16 protein-coding genes are annotated in these 20,678 nt (G+C 70.6%); 10 read left to right on the top strand and 6 right to left on the bottom strand.

What is annotated here, in order from left to right; genetic code table 11:
* Positions 1-9 precede the first annotated feature (9 nt).
* Together AC3DE3_RS02215 and gatB are read left to right on the top strand one after the other, a co-directional pair.
* Positions 10-1,044 carry an ATP-dependent 6-phosphofructokinase gene (locus AC3DE3_RS02215; RefSeq protein WP_488368811.1) on the top strand — a complete coding sequence of 345 codons (1,035 nt, stop codon included), beginning with the start codon at positions 10-12 and terminating at the stop codon, positions 1,042-1,044.
* Between the two features lie 10 nt (positions 1,045-1,054).
* Positions 1,055-2,536, top strand: a complete 1,482-nt coding sequence (gene gatB / locus AC3DE3_RS02210; RefSeq protein ID WP_260487781.1) for an Asp-tRNA(Asn)/Glu-tRNA(Gln) amidotransferase subunit GatB — start codon at positions 1,055-1,057, stop codon at positions 2,534-2,536.
* Positions 2,537-2,617: 81 nt separating this feature from the next.
* Here the strand turns inward: gatB and AC3DE3_RS02205 are convergent, their stop codons facing one another.
* Positions 2,618-4,339, bottom strand: coding sequence for an HNH endonuclease signature motif containing protein (locus AC3DE3_RS02205; protein WP_488368810.1), 1,722 nt, complete (start codon positions 4,337-4,339; stop codon positions 2,618-2,620).
* An 87-nt stretch (positions 4,340-4,426) separates the two neighbouring features.
* Positions 4,427-5,452 carry a PQQ-dependent sugar dehydrogenase family protein gene (locus AC3DE3_RS02200; protein ID WP_488368809.1) on the bottom strand — a complete coding sequence of 342 codons (1,026 nt, stop codon included), beginning with the start codon at positions 5,450-5,452 and terminating at the stop codon, positions 4,427-4,429.
* A gap of 66 nt (positions 5,453-5,518) precedes the next feature.
* Here AC3DE3_RS02200 and AC3DE3_RS02195 point away from each other — a divergent pair, with 66 nt between their 5' ends.
* Positions 5,519-6,373: a DoxX family protein gene (locus AC3DE3_RS02195; RefSeq protein WP_488368808.1), complete on the top strand. Its 855-nt coding sequence runs from the start codon at positions 5,519-5,521 to the stop codon at positions 6,371-6,373.
* A gap of 81 nt (positions 6,374-6,454) precedes the next feature.
* On the opposite strand, the gene ilvD is transcribed toward AC3DE3_RS02195, so the two are convergent.
* A complete protein-coding gene (gene ilvD, locus AC3DE3_RS02190) occupies positions 6,455-8,293 on the bottom strand; it encodes a dihydroxy-acid dehydratase (RefSeq protein ID WP_488368807.1) in 1,839 nt (612 codons plus the stop codon).
* A 189-nt stretch (positions 8,294-8,482) separates the two neighbouring features.
* Here ilvD and AC3DE3_RS02185 point away from each other — a divergent pair, with 189 nt between their 5' ends.
* Positions 8,483-10,012, top strand: a complete 1,530-nt coding sequence (locus tag AC3DE3_RS02185; protein WP_488368806.1) for a YhgE/Pip domain-containing protein — start codon at positions 8,483-8,485, stop codon at positions 10,010-10,012.
* On the opposite strand, the gene AC3DE3_RS02180 is transcribed toward AC3DE3_RS02185, so the two are convergent.
* Positions 9,905-10,339: a PH domain-containing protein gene (locus AC3DE3_RS02180; protein ID WP_488368805.1), complete on the bottom strand. Its 435-nt coding sequence runs from the start codon at positions 10,337-10,339 to the stop codon at positions 9,905-9,907. The genes AC3DE3_RS02185 and AC3DE3_RS02180 overlap by 108 nt on opposite strands.
* A 286-nt stretch (positions 10,340-10,625) precedes the next feature.
* On the opposite strand from AC3DE3_RS02180, the gene AC3DE3_RS02175 reads away from it, so the two are divergent.
* From AC3DE3_RS02175 to AC3DE3_RS02160, 4 genes are all read left to right on the top strand, one after another.
* Positions 10,626-12,521 carry an acetolactate synthase large subunit gene (locus AC3DE3_RS02175; protein WP_488368804.1) on the top strand — a complete coding sequence of 632 codons (1,896 nt, stop codon included), beginning with the start codon at positions 10,626-10,628 and terminating at the stop codon, positions 12,519-12,521.
* A complete protein-coding gene (gene ilvN / locus AC3DE3_RS02170) occupies positions 12,518-13,024 on the top strand; it encodes an acetolactate synthase small subunit (protein WP_067718247.1) in 507 nt (168 codons plus the stop codon). Before AC3DE3_RS02175 ends, ilvN begins: the two co-directional genes overlap by 4 nt.
* 54 nt (positions 13,025-13,078) lie before the next feature.
* Positions 13,079-14,092, top strand: coding sequence for a ketol-acid reductoisomerase (ilvC, locus tag AC3DE3_RS02165; RefSeq protein ID WP_260487773.1), 1,014 nt, complete (start codon positions 13,079-13,081; stop codon positions 14,090-14,092).
* A gap of 78 nt (positions 14,093-14,170) precedes the next feature.
* Positions 14,171-15,787 carry a hypothetical protein gene (locus AC3DE3_RS02160; RefSeq protein ID WP_488368803.1) on the top strand — a complete coding sequence of 539 codons (1,617 nt, stop codon included), beginning with the start codon at positions 14,171-14,173 and terminating at the stop codon, positions 15,785-15,787.
* Here AC3DE3_RS02160 and AC3DE3_RS02155 read toward each other — a convergent pair.
* Both AC3DE3_RS02155 and AC3DE3_RS02150 read right to left on the bottom strand, forming a co-directional pair.
* Entirely contained in the window at positions 15,778-17,268 is a 1,491-nt protein-coding gene (locus AC3DE3_RS02155; RefSeq protein WP_488368802.1) for a phytoene desaturase family protein, read from the bottom strand. The two genes, AC3DE3_RS02160 and AC3DE3_RS02155, sit on opposite strands and share 10 nt — an antisense overlap.
* A gap of 5 nt (positions 17,269-17,273) precedes the next feature.
* The gene (locus tag AC3DE3_RS02150) at positions 17,274-17,882 is read right to left on the bottom strand and encodes a hypothetical protein (RefSeq protein ID WP_488368801.1); all 609 of its coding nucleotides are present in this window, start codon (positions 17,880-17,882) and stop codon (positions 17,274-17,276) included.
* Between the two features lie 147 nt (positions 17,883-18,029).
* Between AC3DE3_RS02150 and serA the strand changes: the two genes are divergently transcribed.
* Positions 18,030-19,622 carry a phosphoglycerate dehydrogenase gene (serA, locus tag AC3DE3_RS02145; protein ID WP_260487769.1) on the top strand — a complete coding sequence of 531 codons (1,593 nt, stop codon included), beginning with the start codon at positions 18,030-18,032 and terminating at the stop codon, positions 19,620-19,622.
* Between the two features lie 21 nt (positions 19,623-19,643).
* Positions 19,644-20,678: a 3-isopropylmalate dehydrogenase gene (locus tag AC3DE3_RS02140; RefSeq protein ID WP_260487768.1), complete on the top strand. Its 1,035-nt coding sequence runs from the start codon at positions 19,644-19,646 to the stop codon at positions 20,676-20,678.

Raw genomic sequence — 20,678 nt, 5'->3', positions numbered from 1 at the left:
GAGCTCGACGTGCGTATAGGTGTCCTGACCGCCGGCGGCGACTGTCCCGGACTCAACGCGGTCATCCGCGCGCTGGTCCGCACCGCCAACTCGGAGTACGACTCCCCGGTCCTGGGGTTCCAGGACGGGTGGTCCGGGTTGGTGAACGACCGTGCGGTACCGCTGTTCGACGACGAGGGCATCGATCGCATCCTGCTGCGCGGTGGCACGATCCTCGGAACCGGTCGACTGAACCCCGACATCCTCACGGCGAGTCTGCGGGAGATCCGCGAGACCCTCGAGCGGCATGCGATCGATGCCCTGGTGGCCATCGGTGGCGACGGAACGCTCAAGGCGGCCCGCTGGTTGACCGAGAACGGCATCCCCGTGGTGGGGGTGCCCAAGACCATCGACAACGACGTCGGCGGCACCGACTACACCTTCGGCTTCGACACCGCCGTCTCGATCGCCTCCGATGCGATCGATCGGCTGCACACGACGGCGGAGTCCCACGAGCGGGTCATGCTCGTCGAGGTGATGGGCCGGCACGCCGGCTGGATCGCGCTCCACGCGGGGTTGGCGTCCGGCGCGCACATGATCGTCATCCCCGAGGTGCCGTTCGACATCGATTACGTGTGCAAGGTGATGAAGCGCCGGTTCCAGATGGGGGAGGCCTACGGGATCTGCGTGGTGGCCGAAGGGGCGACGCCCGTCGAGGGATCCGGGATGACGCTCCGCGCGGGCGGCAACGACCAGTTCGGCCACGAGGTGTTCACCGGGGTGGCCGACCAGATGGCCGCCGCGATCGCCGAGCGCATGAACCGCGACGTCCGGACCACCGTGCTGGGTCACATCCAGCGAGGCGGGACCCCGACCGCGTACGACCGCGTCCTGGCGACCCGTTTCGGGGTGCACGCGGCTCACGCCGTGCACCGCGGTGACTTCGGCCAGATCGTCGCGCTACGCGGGGAGTCGATCGAGATGGTGCCGGTCGAGGACGCCGTCGCGGTGCTCAAGACCGTTCCGGAGGACCGCTACCGCGAGGCCGCCTGCCTCTTCGGCTAGATTGTTCCGCATGGAGTTCACCGAGGTCGTGTCACGTTTCGATCCCGTCATGGGCATGGAGGTGCACGTAGAGCTGCACACCGCCACCAAGATGTTCTGCGGATGTCCCACCGCGTTCGGGGCGGATCCCAACACCCAGGTGTGTCCGGTGTGTATCGGTCTGCCGGGCGCGTTGCCCGTGGCCAACCGTCAGGCCGTGGAGTGGGCCATCAAGATCGGTCTGGCGCTCAACTGCTCGATCGCGCCGCACAGCCGTTTCGCGCGCAAGAACTACTTCTACCCGGACCAGCCGAAAAACTATCAGATCTCGCAGTACGACGAGCCGATCGCCCACGACGGCTACCTCGACGTACAGCTCGAGGACGGCGAGACGTGGCGGGTCGAGATCGAGCGCGCGCACATGGAGGAGGACACCGGCAAGTCCACCCACGTCGGCTCCGCCAGCGGCCGCATCCACGGTGCGACCCACTCGCTGCTCGACTTCAACCGCGCCGGCGTCCCTCTCATCGAGATCGTCTCCAAGCCGATCGTCGGGGCGGGGGAGAGGGCGCCGGAGATCGCCCGCGCCTACGTCACCACGCTGCGAGATCTGCTCTCCAGTCTCGACGTGTCGGACGTCCGGATGGACCAGGGTTCGATGCGGTGTGACGCGAACGTGTCGCTGATGCCGAAGGGCGCCACCGAGTTCGGCACCCGCACGGAGACCAAGAACGTCAACTCCCTGCGCAGCGTCGAGATCGCGGTTCGGCACGAGATGTGCCGCCAGGCCGACGTCCTCACCGCAGGCGACGAGGTCGTGCTCGAGACCCGCCACTTCCACGAGTCGGACGGCACCACGACGTCCGGGCGGCCGAAGGAGTCTGCGGAGGACTACCGCTACTTCCCCGAGCCGGATCTCGCGCCCGTGGAGCCCACCGAAGAACTCATCGAGGAGATCCGCGCGACGCTACCGGAGCTGCCGTGGGTCCGCCGCGCACGGGTCCAGGCGGACTGGGGCGTCTCGGACGAGGAGATGCGGGACCTCGTCAACGCCGGAGCCCTCGATCTCATCCTCGCCACGGTCGACGCGGGCGCCCCGGCCGCCGAGGCCCGGTCGTGGTGGGTGTCGTACATGACCCAGCAGTCCAACAAGCGCGGTGTCGCCCTCACCGAACTCGCCATCGACCCAGCACAGCTGGCGCGGGTCATCGAACTGGTCGCCGAGGGCAAGCTCACGAACAAGCTCGGCCGCCAGGTAGTCGACGCGATCCTCGACGGCGAGGGCGAGCCCGACCAGATCGTCGCGGACAAGGGCCTCGAGGTGGTGCGGGACGACTCGGCCCTGCAGAAGGCCGTCGACGACGCCCTGGCAGCCCAGCCCGACATCGCCGACAAGATCCGCTCCGGCAAGGTGCAGGCTGCCGGCGCGATCGTCGGTGCCGTCATGAAGGCGACCCGCGGTCAGGCAGACCCGGCGCGCGTGAAAGAGCTGGTCATCGCGGCGTGCAACTGAGGTTCGCACGGTAGCCGAATCATCAGTAGCCGAGCAGCACGGTAGCTGAGCGGCACGGACATCCATACCGATCGGCGATGGCTAGGCGGACTGATCGCCCTCGGTAGCGTCGCGCGGTGGGCAGTCTCGGCCCCGCGTGCGGCGCCACACCGAGCCGTCGGACTGCCCGGCACCGACCGACGGCTCGACTCCGACCGACGGCTCGACTCCGACCGACGGCTCGGTCCCGACTGGAGGCTCGGCCCCGTCAGGCGGCTCGGTCCCGACAGGTGGCCGGGTGCTGCCGGTGGCGGCCCGCCGGTGTCGGGTGGTGCCTGGTGGGTTGGTGAGGTGGCCGTCGTCGGCGGTGAGGTGGTCCAGGTGTTTGCGCCATTGGCGTTCGAGGATGTGGTTGCGGGCCTGGGCCAGGGGGCCGGTGGGGCTGGTGTGGTGTTCGTGGCCGGTTTCGGTGATGATCGTCAGCTCGCCGAGGGGGCCGGGGCGGTAGGCGCAGTGGCCGAAGGTTTTTTCCCGGTGGTGTTTGCGGCAGAGGCACATCAGGTTCCACTCGGCGGTGGGGCCGCCGAGTTCGGGCCGCCTGTGGTCGAAGGCGATGGCGTGGTCGATCTCGCAGTCGTGGGCGTCGACGGTGCATCCGGGGTGGCGGCAGGTCCCGTCGCGTAGTCGGATGCGTTCTGCCAGCGCGGGGGTGATGAAGTATTTGAGGATCGCGTCGGGGACGTCGAGGTTGCCGGGGGCGGGGTCGATGAGTTCGAACCGGACTGTGGCGTCGCCGCCGGAGAGTAGTTCTTCGCAGAGCCAGTCGAAGCTGGCGTAGGCGCCGTTGACGAACTGGACCTGGTTGGGCAGTCCGTCGGCGAGGGTGTTGATGACCGAGATGCGGATGGGCTTGTCGGTGCCCCACGAGGCGCCGAGCGGGGGCCGGTGTCCGCGGTCGTCGGTACCGGTGCCGGCGGGGTTGCTGGTCGGGGTGTGCTCGGGGTGGTGTGCGGGGTGGTGTGCGGGGTCGGCGATGTCGGTGGTGTTGGGGTCGCCCAGGGCGATGAGGGCGTCGGCGCGCAGTTGGTTGCGGCTGCGGGGGTGGCACAGGTCCGTGGCGGCGCGGGCGGCGGCGTCGATGCGGCGGCGCAGTTTCTCGGCGTCGCCGGAGGGCAGGTGGGCCCACATGGAGGTCATGCCGTTGCGGCCGGGACGGAATCGCACGGTGCGCTGGTCGGCGGCGGCGTCGACGGCGTCCTGGGCGGCTTGTGGGGCGTGGCGTGCGACCGCGTTGTCGACGGAGGTGTCCAGTGCGGAGCGGCTGGGCCGATGGCCACCGGCAAGGGCCCGGGTGAGGTGGCCGATGACCTCGGACTCGACGGGGCCGATCGCCTCGTCCGGGACGTCGGCCAGGCGGCAGGCGGCGTCGATGGCCAACTGTTCGGGCAGCAGGCCGCGTTCGACGGCGCCCCGCAGTCGCGGTAGCCGGGTGTGGGCCTGGATGGCGGCGGTGACCAGGTGTCCGGCGTGCCAGCAGGTCAGTGACATGGCCGCGGCCAGGTGATCGCGGGCCCGGCCGGCCGGGTCCAGGCGGGCGTGGGCGGGGCGGGTGTCGCCTTCGGTGTCGCCGTGGGTGGCTTCATCCAGGCGGCGGAAGCTCTCCACGAGTAGGTACGCGGCGTGCAGTCGGGTCGCCGCGGCGAGGTTCTGTGCCAGCGTCGCTGACCGGGCCGCCTCGCTGAGCGCTGCCGAGTCCAACGACTCCAACGGCTCATCCACCGCGCGCAGCGCCGTGAATCCGGACGAGCTCGTCGTCGTCGTCACCAAGGCCCTCACCCCGCACGCCACGGTTGATCGAATGTGTGTACTACTCTACCCGCGGGCGGGAAATGGCACAAGCGTTCGAATCGACTAGGTCCGGGCGTCCCCGCCGCCGCCGGATTGGGGGAGGATCACCACGCGGTCGTCCGTGGGCACGGCGGATCCGCCCGACTTGTTCGCGGTACCGGCGAGGAGGAGGCCCTGCCCGGCAACGGTGAGCCCGGTCAGGCGCCCGTACCGACCCTCGGCCAGCGCCTCTGGTTGACCTCGTGCCGCGCCCCCGGCGGTCTCGAGGGTGTCGACCCGCTCGGCGTCCGGTAGCGCGATGGCGAGTGTGCCCTCGGACGCCGCGCACCCCCCTGCCGAGCGCTGGTCCGGCCACGTCCACACCGTGCGCTCAGGCGTCCGGATCGCGGCGCCCCGGTCGGTGACGGTGGAGAGGAACACCTCGTCTCCGAGAGGGCACAGCGCCTGGATGCGGCCCAACTCCCGGCCGACGGTCTGGGGATTCTCGGCTCGGCCGATACCGGTGAACGACGGGAACCGGACGATATCGGAGCCGACGCCCACGGTGAGGACGTCATTGACGAACGCGAGCCCCCCACTGTCCGCGGGGGGCAGCTCGGCGACCGTCCGGGGGGCGTCACCGCGCGCCAGGCGCTCCACCCGGGTGGGTCCGTCGCCGACGACGAGGAGATACACCAAGCGGTCCTGGGCGAAGTCCGGGGAGGGTGCGACGGCGGTTACCCGGCCGCCCCGGGGGTCGACCCGGCCGAACCGCTCGGGCGGCGCATCGGGCGAGACGATCTTCACCGCTCCCGTCGACTCCGCGACCACGGCTCGCTCACCCAGCCCTGCCACGGCGACGGCGGGGTCGAGGCAGGTCGCGATGACGGCGGGATCCGGGTCGACGCACGGCCCTGTCTCGGGCGGGGGTTCCGGTTCCCCCGATCGCGACGACGGCGGTGGGGACGGCGAGCCGGGGCTGGCGGGGGGCGGTCCGGCCGCCATCCCGGGCCCGGGGGCGGGGGTGAACGGGTCCTCGAGACGGTCGTCGAACCTCGCGCAACCGGACACGGCGACGGCCAGTGCCAGCAGCAGCGGGAGCGATCTCATGCCGACAAGACTACGGCGCGCCGTGTCCTCGATGCCGGGGCACCGGCATCGGCATACAGTCGGTACGTGACTTCCTCAAAACGCGGTGACGACGACGCCCGTACCGAGATCATCCACGACGTGGACTACCCGCTGGACGTACCCAACGCCCCGGGGAGAAGTGGCGGCACCGCCGGCACGGCCGGCGTGGCCGGTGCATCCGGTTCGGCCGGTGGATCCACGGATACCGCGACCACCGCCTTCCCCGCGGCCGGGCGCACGGACTACTCCCAGTTCGCCGAGTCCGGTGGCTACGACATGTCCTCCCCGCTGCCGTTCGGCGACCAGCCGACCACCATCGCCCCCGCGTCCCGCGATGAGATCGCACGACGGGGGACGACGGACTTCGGACTGTTCGTCCTGCGCCTGGCGGTGGGCGTACTCCTCGCGATGCGGGGGCTGCAGAAGCTGTTCGGGATGTTCGGCGGCCCCGGCATCGACGGGTTCACCCAGACCCTCACCGACTCCGGGTTCGACCAGGCCCGCATCATCGCGATCGCCGGTGGAGCCGTCGAGCTGGTCGCCGGGGTCATGCTCGTGGTGGGTCTGGCCACCCCGGTGGCCGCCGCCGGTCTGCTGGGTCTGGTGGGGCTGGGCATCGCGGTCCGACTGACCGGGGCCGACCCCATCCCCGTGCTGAGCGATACCACTCGCGGGCTCGAGGTCTCGATCCTCTACGCCGCCGCCCTCGTGGCGCTGCTCTTCGCCGGCCCGGGACGCTGGTCCGCCGACCGCAAGTGGGCGTGGTCCCACCGTCCCCGCTTCTCCGGGATCGTGTGGCTGGTGGTCGTCGCGGTCGTCGCCGGGCTCGTGTGGTACTTGCTCAACGGCACCAACCCGCTGACCTCTACGGCCGACAGCGCCCCGGTCACCGCGGGCTGAGAGCCCGGGCGCCGGGGCGTGGACCCCTGACGGGGAGGGCGTGGATCCCTACGGGGATACCGTTGATCCCTACGGGGAGACTCAGTCGGGCAGGATGCGGACCGCGCCCTTGTCAGCCGAGGACGCCATCGAGGCGTACGCCCGCAGCGCGGTGGAGACCTTCCGGTCCCGGTTCTCCGGGCGCCACGGGAGGGGGCCCTTCTCGTCCCGGCGGCGGGCCAACTCGTCGTCGTCGACATCCACCGAGATGGACCGCGTGGCGACGTCGATGGTCACGATGTCCCCGTCACGGACCAGGCCGATCGGGCCGCCCGCGGCGGCCTCCGGGGCGATGTGGCCGATGGACAGGCCGGACGAGCCGCCCGAGAAGCGGCCGTCGGTGATGAGCGCACACTTCGTGCCCAGGCCGGCGCCCTTGATGAACGCCGTCGGGTGCAACATCTCCTGCATCCCGGGACCGCCGGCCGGCCCCTCGTAGAGCACGACCAGGACCTCACCGGCCTTCAAGGTCTTGCCCAGGATCACCGAGACGGCCTCCTCCTGGGATTCGACGACGCGAGCCGGGCCCGAGAAGTGGAAGTTCTCCTCCGACACGCCCGCCGTCTTGAACACCGACCCGTCAGGTGCGATGTTGCCGCGAAGGACCGCGAGGCCACCCTCGGCGGTGGCCGGGTTCTCCACCGAGTGGATGCAGCCGTTCACCGCGTCAGTGTCCAGCGACTCCCAGCGGTTGTCCGTCGAGAACGGCTCGATCGTCCGCACCCCGCCCGGGGCCGCGTGGAACAACTCGATCGCCTTCTCGGTTGCGGTGCCGCTGCGGATGTCCCAGTCCGCGACGTACTGCTCGAGCGACGGGGAGTGGACCGAGTGGACATCCGTTTCCAGCAGGCCGCCCCGGTAGAGCTCGCCGAGGATCGCGGGGATGCCCCCGGCCCGGTGCACGTGCTCCATGTAGTAGTCCGAGTTCGGTGCGACCTTCGCCAGACAGGGGATACGGCGGGAGATCTGCTCGATGTCGCCCAGATCGAAGTCGACCTCGCCCTCCTGTGCGGCGGCGAGGATGTGGAGAACGGTGTTGGTGGAACCGCCCATCGCGACGTCCAGCGCCATCGCGTTGGTAAACGCCGACTTGGTGGCGACCGAACGGGGCAGCACCGAGGAGTCCTCGTCCCGGTAGTAGCGGGTGCACAGATCGACGATGACGCGGCCGGCCTCTTCGAACAGCGCCCGCCGGGCGCTGTGCGTGGCCAGGGTCGAGCCGTTCCCGGGCAGCGACAGCCCCAGGGCCTCCGTGAGGCAGTTCATGGAGTTGGCCGTGAACATGCCCGAGCAGGATCCGCACGTGGGGCAGGCAGACCGCTCGATGGCGTCCAGGCCCTCGTCGTCAACGGCGGAGTTGGCCGAGGCGGAGATCGCGGTGATGAGGTCCGAACCGGCCTTGACCACACCGTCCACGACCACCGAGAACCCCGACTCCATGGGGCCGCCGGAGACGAACACGGTGGGGATGTTCAGCCGCATCGCGGCGTTGAGCATGCCAGGGGTGATCTTGTCGCAGTTCGAGATGCACACCAGGGCGTCCGCGGTGTGCGCGTTGACCATGTACTCGACCGAGTCGGCGATGATCTCCCTGCTGGGAAGCGAGTACAGCATCCCCGCGTGGCCCATCGCGATGCCGTCGTCCACCGCGATGGTGTGGAACTCGCGCGCCACGCCACCCGCTGCCGCGATCTGCTCGGCGACGATCTCGCCGACGTTCTTCAGGTGCACGTGGCCCGGGACGAACTGGGTGTACGAGTTGGCGATCGCGATGATCGGCTTGCCGAAGTCCGAGTCCGTCATACCGGTCGCCCGCCAGAGGGCCCTGGCCCCCGCGGCGTTACGTCCGGCGGTACTGGTTCGTGACCTCAGGGGCGGCATGGGACCTCGCTCCGATTCGAAGGGGAGGGCGCATTCCGGAGGCCGTGCCGCACGGTGCCGCGCTGTCCGCGCGTCCGCGGCGGCACCCGAACGCGCCGTGACCACCACACAATACGCCCCGGCGTGGGTCTACCCTTTTCACGGTGGGCCACCCGGCCGACCGTGAACGAGGCACGAACGGGGATGGACATGACCGACTCTGGTCACACGGGCGGACTACGTGAGTTCCTGTCGCATTCCGCGGGGGCGGTGGTGCTGGTCTGCGGCCTGTTCTTCCTCCTGTCGTTCATGTACCTGGGTGGCACGGCGGATCCGCAGGCCCACGCCCGATACATCCCCGTGGCGGTGGTGGACGAGGACGACGCCGCGACGTTGGAGACGCCGATCGGGCCGCGGGGGGTCGACATCGGGTCGCAGATCACCGCAGGACTTCTCCAGAACAACGACTGGAAGCGTGTCCGCCTGCACGTGGTGGACCCGGAGGCCGCCGAGGAAGGACTCCGCGACGGGACGTTCTTCGGTGCGGTCAGGATCCCCGCCGATCTGAGCCGGCAGGTCGTCGGCCTCATCGAGGCCGCGGCGACGGAGGCGGGCGACGCGGCGGAGCCGCCCGAACGGGCGCGCATCACGCTCGAGTACTCGCCACGCGTGTCCATCGTGTCCGGACAGGTCATGAACACCATGGCCGAGGCGATGCAGGAGTCGTTCCACGAACGGATGGGAACCGAACTGCTGTCGCAGTCCCGTCTGCTGGCCGAGGCGGAGGGCAGGACCGTCGGAGCCGCGGCGGCGGTCGCCCTCGCGGATCCGGTGATGATCGACGTGGCCGCGTGGAATCCGCTGCCCGACGGGGTGTCGAACGCATCGCTCCCGATGTTCTACGCGCTGATCGTGATCCTGGCGGGTTTCACCGGGGCGATGATCATCTCCGCGCTCCTCGACGCGCGACTCGGCTTCATCCCGCTGGAGATCGGACCGTTGGCGCTCCACGTCCACGTCGCGCCGTTCGGGCGGCTCCAGACCCTGGTCCGAAAGTGGGTGGTCACCCTGATCACCGCCCCGCTCGTGTCGGGGCTCGTGCTCTGGGTGGCGCACATCATCGGTGTGACCGGATACGACCCGTGGCACATGTTCTGGTTCTCGAACCTGGTCATCATCGCGGTGGGGCTGTGCGCGCACACGATCATCGCGGCCGTCGGCAACGCCGGGCTGCTGGTGAACCTCGTGGTGTTCGTCGTGCTGGGGATCCCCACCTCCGGCGGCGCCACCCCGACGGAGATGCTCCCGCGGGTGTTCGTGGCCATCGGGACGCTGCAACCGATGCACCAGGCCTACCTCGGGCTGCGGTCGATCATGTTCTTCGACTCCGGTTGGGAGGCGGGTCTCGGGCACGCGGTCTGGGTGCTCGGCGGTTGGGCTGTCGCCGGACTCGCGGTGGGCGTGGTGGTCACCCTGGTCTACGAGCGGATGGGGATGCGTCGCCAGGCCGTGGCCGACCGGGTCCCCGCCGGGCGCGGGGTTCCGGTGGGACGCGGTGCGGCGGAGGGGCGAGGAACCGCGGAGGGTCGCGGTGCGGCGGGCGCGCGCGGCGAGGCCGACAGCCGGGCGGGATCAGGAGGCGTCGGCCCCGGGCGTGGCGTACGGGTCGCGGATACGGCCGCGGCTGGCGCCGGACAGCCGCGGGAGGTCGTGGAACGAGACCCCGCCCATCGGGAGTGACGCGTCAGCGGTGGTCACGAGCCGCGCGAACCCACGCTTCGGGAACATCACGCCCTTGACCTCATCCCACGGCACGGACTGACGGGCGCGCCAGGAGGACAGGTGGACGCCCCCCTCGTCCAGGCGGGTCCGGGTCCGGGCCACCCACCAGGCGAAGGCCATCGGGAGCAGCACCAGCCAGCCCAGGGCCACGGGGTAGGACGTGACGGGCCAGAGGATCGCGAGTACGAAGATGACGACGACGACGTACGACATCGGATTGACCCGGAAGAGGGCGTGATCGCGGGGGCTCGACTCCGGCACGGGGGATCTGAAAGGGGCACTCATGATGCCACCAGTCTGGCACGGTCCACATCGTGGGATCGATGTTCCACGAGTTGACGACGCGCTCGGCCGCGGCCTAGTCTGGGGCCCGTGAACACCTGGAACGGTCTCGTACTCGGCCGGCGCGTCGGCGCCTGAGCCCTACCTGGCTTTCCGTCGACGCGCACCCTCGCCGGCCTCCGTGGCCGACGGGGGTTTTTTGTTGCCGGGTCAGACCGCGGTCAGAAATCCCAGACAACACGGCCGACCACGAACCACGGCTCCACGACCAGCATGAAGGACAGTTGAAGTGAGCGCACCAACGGCACAGCCCGGACCTCGTCCGGGTGCAGACCAGAAGGCCCGGTCAGCGGCCCCAGAGCGGATGACGGGGGCGCAGGCCGTCGTCCGGTCCCTCGAGGAGATCGGGACCGAGGTCGTCTTCGGCATCCCCGGCGGGGCCATCCTGCCGGTCTACGACCCGCTCTACGACTCGGCCAAGGTCCGGCACGTCCTCGTCCGGCACGAGCAGGGCGCGGGGCACGCGGCGACCGGGTACGCGCAGGCGACCGGCAGGGTGGGCGTCTGCATGGCCACCTCGGGGCCCGGTGCCACCAACCTGGTGACCCCGCTCGCGGACGCCCAGATGGACTCGGTCCCGATCGTGGCGATCACGGGGCAGGTGGGGACCGCACTCATCGGCACCGACGGCTTCCAGGAAGCCGACATCTCGGGTATCACCATGCCGATCACCAAGCACAACTTCCTCGTGGCGCACGGCGACGACATCCCGCGGATGATCGCCGAGGCGTTCCACATCGCACAGACCGGTCGCCCCGGTGCCGTGCTGGTGGACATCCCCAAGGACGTGCTGCAGGCCGAGATGACCTTCTCGTGGCCGCCGGAGATGAAGCTCCCCGGCTACCGTCCGGTCACCAAGCCACACGGCAAGCAGATCCGTGAGGCCGCGCGGATGATGGCCAAGGCGACCCGCCCGGTGCTCTACGTCGGCGGCGGCGTCATCAAGGCCGACGCCTCCGAGGAGCTCATGGCACTGGCCGAGCTCACCGGCATCCCCGTCGTCACTACGCTGATGGCACGGGGGGCGTTCCCCGACTCCCACCGCCTGCACTACGGCATGCCGGGGATGCACGGAACGGTCGCCGCCGTCGCCGCGTTGCAGCGGTCCGACCTGTTGGTGACCCTCGGTGCGCGGTTCGACGACCGCGTCACCGGCCGCCTGGACACGTTCGCCCCCGACGCCAAGGTCATCCACGCTGACATCGACCCGGCCGAGATCGGCAAGAACCGGGCCGTCGACGTCCCGATCGTGGGCGACATCAAGGAGGTCCTCGTCGAGCTCGTCCAGACGCTGCGCGGCGAGAGCGAGTCCGGCACGCTGACCGAGCCGTCCGCGTGGGTCGGCGAGCTGGACGAGATCCGCAGCGAGTTCCCGCTGGGGTACGGCCCGCAGTCGGACGGTTCCCTCTCTCCGGAGTACGTCATCGAGCGGCTGAGCGCCGCCGCCGGACCGGACGCCGTGTACTGCGCCGGCGTCGGCCAGCACCAGATGTGGGCCGCCCAGTTCGTCAAGTACGAGAAGCCCCGCACGTGGTTGAACTCGGGCGGTCTGGGGACCATGGGGTACGCCGTGCCCGCCGCGATGGGTGCCAAGTTCGGCCGCCAGGACGCGGAGGTGTGGGCCATCGACGGTGACGGTTGCTTCCAGATGACCAACCAGGAGCTGGCCACCTGTGCCATCGAGGGCGCGCCGATCAAGGTCGCGTTGATCAACAACGGCAACCTGGGCATGGTCCGACAGTGGCAGACGCTGTTCTACGAGGAGCGGTACTCGCAGACCGACCTGTCGACGCACTCCATGCACATCCCCGACTTCGTCAAGCTCGGCGAGGCCCTGGGATGCGTGGCGCTGCGGTGTGAGCGCGCCGAGGACGTCGACGACGTGATCGCGCAGGCCCGCGCGATCAACGACCGCCCGGTCCTCATCGACTTCATCGTGGGCAAGGACGCCCAGGTGTGGCCGATGGTCGCGGCGGGTACGTCCAATGACGAGATCATGGCGGCCCGGGACATCCGGCCGCTGTTCGACGACACCGATTCCGTGGCGGATGAGGCCACGGACATCCACGAGGCGACCGAGCGGATCGACGCCGCGGTGATCGCCGCCGAGGAGGAGGACCAGTGAGCGCTCGCTCCCACACCCTGAGCGTGCTGGTGGAGGACAAGCCAGGCGTGCTCGCGCGCGTCTCGTCGCTGTTCTCCCGGCGCGGGTTCAACATCGAGTCGCTGGCCGTGGGCCCGACCGAGACCGAAGGCCTGTCGCGCATGACCATCGTCGTGAACGTCGAGGACTTCCCGCTCGAGCAGGTGACCAAGCAGCTCAACAAGCTCGTCAACGTCATCAAGATCGTCGAGCAGGATCCGGCCGGCTCGGTGGCCCGCGAGCTCACTCTCGTCAAGGTCCGCGCCGATGCCACCAACCGCGGTCAGATCGTGGAGATCGCGAGCCTGTTCCGCGCTCACATCGTGGACGTCTCGCCGGAGTCGCTCACGCTCGAGGCCACGGGTACCCCCGACAAGCTCGATGCGCTGCTGCGGATGCTCGACGGCTACGGCATCCGCGAGATCGTGCAGTCCGGCATGGTCGCGCTCGGACGCGGCCCCAAGTCCATCAACACCACTCGATAGTCTCGACTCCTACACAAGTCTCGGCTACACGAACCAACACGAAGGGAATCCACCATGGCAGTGGAGATGTTCTACGACGACTCGGCGGATCTGTCGCTGATCCAGGGCCGCAAGGTCGCCGTCATCGGATACGGCTCGCAGGGGCACGCGCACTCGCTGAGCCTGCGCGACTCCGGTGTCGAGGTCGCGATCGGCCTGCGTGAGGGCTCCAAGTCCCGCGCGAAGGCCGAGGAGGCCGGCCTCAAGGTCATGACCGCAGCCGAGGCCACCAAGTGGGCCGACGTCGTCATGCTGCTCGCCCCCGACACCTCGCAGGCGCAGATCTTCACCGAGGACATCGAGCCCAACCTGAACGACGGCGACGCGCTGTTCTTCGGCCACGGCCTCAACATCCATTTCGGCCTCATCAAGCCGGCGGACAACATCACCATCGCGATGGTCGCGCCCAAGGGCCCCGGCCACCTGGTGCGTCGTCAGTTCGTCGACGGCAAGGGCGTCCCGGCGCTCATCGCCGTCGAGCAGGACCCCAAGGGCGAGGGCGAGGCGCTCGCGCTGTCCTACGCCAAGGCGATCGGTGGCACCCGCGCGGGCGTCATCAAGACCACCTTCAAGGACGAGACCGAGACCGACCTGTTCGGTGAGCAGGCCGTGCTCTGCGGCGGCACCGAGGAGCTCGTCAAGACGGGCTTCGAGGTCATGGTCGAGGCCGGCTACGAGCCCGAGCTCGCCTACTTCGAGGTGCTCCACGAGCTCAAGCTCATCGTGGACCTCATGTACGAGGGCGGCATCGCCCGCATGAACTACTCGGTGTCCGACACCGCGGAGTTCGGCGGCTACCTCTCCGGCCCGCGCGTCATCGACGCCGGCACCAAGGAGCGCATGAAGGAGATCCTCGCCGACATCCAGAGCGGCGAGTTCACCAAGCGTCTCGTGGCCAACGTCGAGGGTGGCAACAAGGAGCTCGAGGGCCTCCGCAAGGAGAACGCCGAGCACCCGATCGAGGTCACCGGCCAGAAGCTACGCGACCTCATGAGCTGGGTCGACCGGCCGATCACGGAGACCGCCTGAGTGTTGCGGGCCCGGTCCCGGTGAGACCCCTGTAGGGTCCTGCGGGATCGATTCCCCACGTCCAGCAGGAGGACCGCCGTGCGCCACTTCAACCGAGGAGTGGGTGCGGCGGTCCTCGCCATTTCCCTGGTGGGAACGACGGTGGCGTGTACGGGGGACTCGGGTGGCGACGGCCCGGGGGCCGAGGTCACCCCGGTGGAGGGCACACGGGTCGCCGCGGACGCCGACGGATCCGGCGTGGAGACCACACGGTTGCTGGTGGAATCGGCGCCGGTGGTCGTGGTGGCGGCGCCGGACGACGCCGCCCAGGCGCGTGCCGCCTCCGTCGCGGTGGGCCTGCGCGCACCGATGCTCACGGCGGTGCCGGGTGGGGACGAGGCGCTGGCCGACGAGGTGCAGCGGCTGGGCGCCGAGCGGGTGCTGAGGGTCGGGCAGGTGGCCTTCACACCCGACGACGGCGAGGTCGTCGACACCCCGGGAGGCCGGCCGGAGCTCGAGGAGCTGACCGGGATCTCCTTCGACTCCGAGGTCGAGGTCCCGCAGGGCCGGATCGACGACGTCACCGTCCACCAGTCGCCGGGTACGCCGTCGCTGATGACGGCGGGGGAGTTCACCCCGGCCGACGGCGCGGGTGAGGCGGCCGAGCCGTTCAAGCGCGGCGAGCCCGCGTGGGACGGAGACGGCGCACCCAGCGTGCTCGTGCACGACGGGACCCCGGTCGCGTCGATCGCCACCGCCGTGGCCGTGGGCGCGGCGGTGTCGCATCTGCGCGCCCCGGACCCGCGGGTGGACGGCGGGTCCGTGGAGGCGGTGCGGGACGCCGAGGCGGTCTACGCGCTGGGGCCCGGATGGGGCACCGAGGACGAGCTCGAGGACCGGGTCGAGAAGGCTCGGACGGTTCCCGAACTGCCGGGCGGGGGACAGCTGCTGTTCCCCGGCCGCCGGTTCGTGGCGGCGTACGGCTCACCCATCACCCCCGTGTTGGGCATCCTCGGCGAGCAGGGGCCGGAGGAGAGCGTGGCGCGGGTGCAGCGCCTGGTCGAGGAGTACCAGCCGTACTCCCCGGAGCCGGTGGTCCCGGCGTTCGAGATCATCGGCACCGTCGCGGCCGGGGGCCCGGGCGCGGACGGCAACTTCACCAACGAATGGGACCCCGAGGTCTTCCTCCCCCTTGTCGACGCCATCACCGATGCCGGCGGGTACGCCGTGATCGACCTGCAGCCGGGGATGGCCGACATGCTCGACCAGGCCAAGATCTTCGAGGAGTTGCTCAAGCGCCCCGGGGTGGGCCTCGCGCTCGATCCCGAGTGGAAACTCGATCCCGGTCAACAGCCGGGTGCGCAGATCGGGTCGGTGGACGCCGAGGAGATCAACCGGGTCACCACCTGGCTGGCCGATCTCACCCGCGACAGCGGGGGACCGCAGAAGCTGCTCATCCTCCACCAGTTCAGCATGGCGATGATCGACGACCGGGAGCGGATCGACACCTCCCGGCCCGAGGTGGCGATCGCCCTGCACGCCGACGGCCACGGCACGCCGGACCTGAAGATGGAGACGTGGGACGTCCTGCGTCAGGGCCTGTCGCCCGACATCTGGATGGCGTGGAAGAACTTCTACGACGAGGACACCCCGACGTTCACGCCCGAGCAGACGATGGCGGTGCGCCCCCGGCCCTGGTTCGTGTCCTACCAGTGAGCCGGTAACCGGCCGAGGATCCTCCGGGCCACGTGCTGCCCGGCCATGCCGTGCACGCCCGGGCCGGGCGGGGTCGAGCCGGAGGCGTGCCAGACCCCGGGCACTCCGGTCGCGAACGGGTCGGCCCGTGGAACCGGGCGCGCGATGAGGCCCCGCAGGTCCACCCGTCCCGCCGCGATGTCCCCACCGGCGTTGTTGGCGTTGTGTTCGGCCATCCGGTCCGCGGGCGTGCAGTGGGCGGCGACGACCACGTCCCGCACCCCCGGCGCGACCTCCTCCAGCGCGGAGAGCACCTGCTCGGTCTGGTCACGGTCGGAGAACGCCGGCACGTGGGCGTAGGTCCACAGCGGGCGCCGACCGTCCGGGGCGACACGTCCAGGGTCGGTCACCCACGGCTGGGAGACGAGGATCATGGGTCGGTCGGCGTGCCTGCCGACGGCGACCTCGCGCTCGGCGGCCGCGATCGCGTGGGAGTCCCCTCCCAGGTGGACGGTCCCGGCGTCGGCGAGCCGGCCGTCACGCCACGGCACCGGGCCGGACAGCACGAGGTCCACCTTGGCCGCCGCACCGCCGACCGGGGCCTCCTGGAGCCGGCGCGCTCGGCGGGCCACGGACGGAGAGGGCGAGGACGCCATGAGGATCTCGCCGAGGATCCGCGAGGAGGTGTTGAACACGACGTCCCGGGCGTCGATCCCTGCCAACGAGTCCACACCGACCCCGGTCCGGAGCTCGCCACCGGCGTCCCGGATCGCCTCCGCCAGCGCGGCGGTGATCGCGCCGCTGCCACCCACCGGCAGGGTCCAGCCGAGAGGGGAGTGGAGCAACGAGCCAAGGACGAGGCCGACGCCCGTCGCGGCCGGGGAGGACAGCGGCGTGATCGCGTGGGACGAGATACCGGACAACAGTGTCCGCCCATCCGGTCCCAGGGCGTCGCCGAGTGCGCCACGGGGATGGGCCCGCAGGAACGCCGCGCCGAGCGCCGCGGTCGCGGCCACGGGCGGGACCGACCGCTGATCGGACAGAGCCGTGGCGACCACGTCCTCCGCCCGACGGCCCAGAGGGCCGATCAGGCTGAACCACCGGTCGGCCTCGGCGCGTGACCCCAACCCCTCGGAGAGGGTGTCGGGGGAGGGGGCCGCCGGCACGACGATCGCGTCCCTGCCCGGCAACGCGTGGGCCAACTGCACCGGGGGCGTGACCATCTCGACCCCGTGGGCGGACAGGTCGAATTCTCGGAAGAACGGCGAGGCCCCCGCCATGGGATGCACGGCCGAACACGGGTCGACCATCAATCCGTCCGCGAGGTCGCCGGGGATCCCGGACGCGACATCGCCCATCGGCAGGGTCCGGCACCCACCGCCGATCGTGTCCTGCGCCTCCAGGACGACCACCCTGCGCCCGGCCCTCGCACACAGCAACGCCGCGGCCAGCCCGTTGGGGCCGGAGCCCACCACGACGACGTCGGCACGAACGCGTCCCACAGCGCTCACTCGAACACCGCCAGACCGTAGGTACGGCGCAGCTGCTCCAGCAACTCCTCCTGCGCCCGCGCCTGTTCCGCCAGACCCAGCAGGAGCCGGCCGGTGCCCGGACCGCCGAGCTCGTCGTCGTCGTCGCGCTCTCCCACAGGCCCCCCGCCTGCCGAGGCCGGCCCGTCCGCGACCCAGGAGGCGGCGAGCAGCTCCCACATCGAGCGCTTGGCCACCACCAGCGTGCGCAGTGCCTCCAGGACGGCGAGTCGTGCGAGTGGGTCGAGCAGCAGCGGGCCCACCGGGAGCGCGGACAGGGTGATCGCGGACGACACACGCACCAGCCGACGGCCCGGGGTGCCGACCGGTGAGAGCACCCTGAGGAGCCGGGAGGCACTGGCGATCTCCTGCTCGAACTCCTCACGCAGCGGGACCAACCGCACGCGGTCCGCCGGGTCGACGGCACTGATGCAGCGGTCCAGGACGCTGCGTCCCACCGCGGCGCCGTACAGGTGGGCCCGCAGATACGTCGCCACCGCCGTCGGGCCGCGCGCCGGGGCGAGCACGGGCAACCAGGGGTCGGGGAAACGTGCCGGCGGCGGGGCCGACCGGGGGGTGCGGGGCATCGGTGCTCCGTTCATCGCGTGTCGGTGGTCACGTCCGGGCGGACTCCCGCCACGGTAGGCGTCCGGGGGCGTACCGGCCACTGGTCGCCGCCGCTTTCCGGTGCCCTAGACTGGTCGTGCCCGAATTGACACCGAGGAGATCCCACTGTGACAGCATCCGGACGGCCCGTCGTCCTCATCGCCGACAAGCTCGCCCAGTCGACCGTCGACGCGCTCGGCGACGCCGTGGAGGTCCGCTGGGTCGACGGCCCGGATCGTCCGAAGCTCCTCGAGGCGGTCGCCGACGCCGACGCGCTCCTCGTGCGCTCCGCCACCACCGTCGACGCCGAGGTGCTCGCCGCCGCGCCGAACCTCAAGATCATCGGTCGCGCCGGCGTCGGACTGGACAACGTCGAGATCCCCGCCGCCACCGAGCGGGGCGTCATGGTGGTCAACGCGCCCACCTCCAACATCCACTCGGCGGCCGAGCACGCCGTCGCACTGCTCATGGCCGCCTGCCGCCAGATCCCGGCCGCGGACGCGACCCTGCGCGAGCACACCTGGAAGCGCAGCTCCTTCAACGGCGTCGAGCTGCTCGGCAAGACCGTCGGCGTCGTGGGGCTGGGCCGCATCGGTCAGCTCGTGGCGCAGCGACTGGCCGCGTTCGAGACCAACCTCATCGCCTACGACCCCTACCTGCCCGCGGCTCGCGCGGCGCAGCTGGGCATCGAGCTCGTCGACATCGACGAGTTGGTCTCCCGCGCCGACATCATCACGATGCACCTGCCCAAGACCAAGGAGACCGCCGGTCTGTTCGACGCCGAGCGGCTGGCCCGGGCCAAGGACGGCGTCGTGATCGTCAACGCCGCCCGTGGCGGCCTGATCGTCGAGGACGCCCTCGTCGACGCGCTGAAGTCCGGCAAGGTCCGTTCCGCCGCGCTCGACGTGTTCGACACCGAGCCCTGCACCGACTCGCCGCTGTTCGAGCTCGAGAACACCGTCGTCACGCCGCACCTCGGCGCCTCCACCAGCGAGGCCCAGGACCGCGCCGGCACCGACGTCGCCCGTAGCGTCCTGCTGGCCCTGCGCGGCGAGTTCGTCCCGGACGCGGTCAACGTCTCCGGCGGCCCCGTCGGAGACGAGGTCGCGCCCTGGCTCGACCTGGTCCGCAAGGTCGGGCTCATCGCCGGTCACCTCTGCCCGGGCGTGCCCACGACGGTCAACGTCGAGGTCGCGGGAGAGCTCGCCGCCGAGCAGGTCGACGTCCTGGGCCTCGCCGCCCTGCGCGGCCTGTTCTCCGCCATCACCGACGAGCCGGCCACGTTCGTCAACGTCGGACAGATGGCCGAGCAGCGGGGCGTCACCCACTCGGTCGAGACCCGCAGTGAGTCCAAGTCCTACCGCAGCACCGTCACCGTCACGGCCGTGGCCGCCGACGGCGCCACCGGCAGGGTGACCGGAACGCTCTCCGGCCTCGAGAAGGTCCAGAAGATCGTGCGGATCAACGAGCGCGGTTTCGACCTGCGCGCCGAGGGTCAGAACCTGTTCGTCCACTACTCCGACCGGCCGGGCGTCCTCGGCAAGGTGGGTTCCATTCTCGGCGGCGAGAACATCGACATCCAGGCCGCCGCGCTGAGCCAGGACGCCTCCGGCGAGGGAGCGTCCCTGATCCTCCGGGTCGACCGCGCGGTCGCCGAGCCGACCGTCGATCGGATCGTCTCCGAGCTCGGGGCCACCGCCACCCAGATCAACCTGGACTGAGCAGAAGGAACCCACACAGCAATGAAGCTCGCAGTCATCCCCGGCGACGGCATCGGCGTCGAGGTCACGGCCGAGGCGCTCCGGGTGCTCGACGCCCTGGTGCCCGGCGTCTCCACGACCGAGTACGACCTCGGCGCGCGGCGCTACCTGCGCAACGGTGAGACCCTCACCGATGCCGACATCGACAGCCTCAGGACGCACGACGCGATCCTGCTGGGTGCCATCGGTGACCCCCGGTCGGTGCCGGCCGGTGTGCTCGAGCGAGGCATGCTGCTGCCGCTCCGGTTCGCACTAGACCACCACGTCAACCTGAGGCCCTCCCGGCTCTTCCCGGGGTCGGCCACGCCACTGAAGAACCCGGGCGAGATCGACTTCGTCGTGGTCCGCGAGGGCACCGAGGGCCTCTACACCGGTAACGGTGGCGCGATCCGCGTCGGCACCCCGCACGAGATCGGTACCGAGACCTCGGTCAACACCCGATACGGCGTCGAGCGGGTGGTCCGCGACGCGTTCGCCCGCGCGCAGTCGCGGCGCAACAAACTCACGCTGGTCCACAAGACCAACGTCCTCGTCAACGCCGGTGGGCTGTGGCAGCGCACCGTCGACGAGGTGGCTCCGGAGTTCCCCGGTGTCGAAGTCGACTACTGCCACATCGACGCCGCCACCATCTACATGGTCACGGACCCGTCCCGGTTCGACGTGATCGTCACCGACAACCTCTTCGGCGACATCATCACGGACCTGGCGGCCGCGGTCACCGGCGGCATCGGCACCGCGGCGTCGGGCAACATCGACGCCTCGGGGACCAACCCGTCCATGTTCGAACCCGTCCACGGTTCGGCCCCGGACATCGCCGGCCAGGGCAAGGCGGACCCGACCGCCGCCATCCTGTCGGTGGCACTGCTGTTGCGCCACCTGGGGCACACGGGCGAGGCCGACCGCGTCGAGGCGGCCGTCGAGGCCGACCTCGGGTCGCGCGGCGACGCGCCGATCGTCACCTCCGAGGTGGGCGACCGGATCGTCGCGGCCGTCAGCGGTCAGACCCCGCCCGGCTGA

The organism is Dietzia sp. IBK-p2-16D (genome assembly GCF_057773085.1).
Note: the sequence above shows the minus strand (reverse complement) of the source record. Positions and strands in the feature narration are given on the sequence as shown.

Bases quoted from the DNA above. Each gene is read 5' to 3' on its own strand.
- gatB (WP_260487781.1), top strand. From the start codon at position 1,055: ATGGAGTTCACCGAGGTCGTGTCACGTTTCGATCCCGTCATGGGCATG.
- AC3DE3_RS02200 (WP_488368809.1), bottom strand. From the start codon at position 5,452: ATGAGATCGCTCCCGCTGCTGCTGGCACTGGCCGTCGCCGTGTCCGGT.
- ilvD (WP_488368807.1), bottom strand. From the start codon at position 8,293: ATGCCGCCCCTGAGGTCACGAACCAGTACCGCCGGACGTAACGCCGCG.
- AC3DE3_RS02185 (WP_488368806.1), top strand. From the start codon at position 8,483: ATGACCGACTCTGGTCACACGGGCGGACTACGTGAGTTCCTGTCGCAT.
- AC3DE3_RS02180 (WP_488368805.1), bottom strand. From the start codon at position 10,339: ATGAGTGCCCCTTTCAGATCCCCCGTGCCGGAGTCGAGCCCCCGCGAT.
- ilvC (WP_260487773.1), top strand. From the start codon at position 13,079: ATGGCAGTGGAGATGTTCTACGACGACTCGGCGGATCTGTCGCTGATC.
- AC3DE3_RS02150 (WP_488368801.1), bottom strand. From the start codon at position 17,882: ATGCCCCGCACCCCCCGGTCGGCCCCGCCGCCGGCACGTTTCCCCGAC.
- AC3DE3_RS02140 (WP_260487768.1), top strand. From the start codon at position 19,644: ATGAAGCTCGCAGTCATCCCCGGCGACGGCATCGGCGTCGAGGTCACG.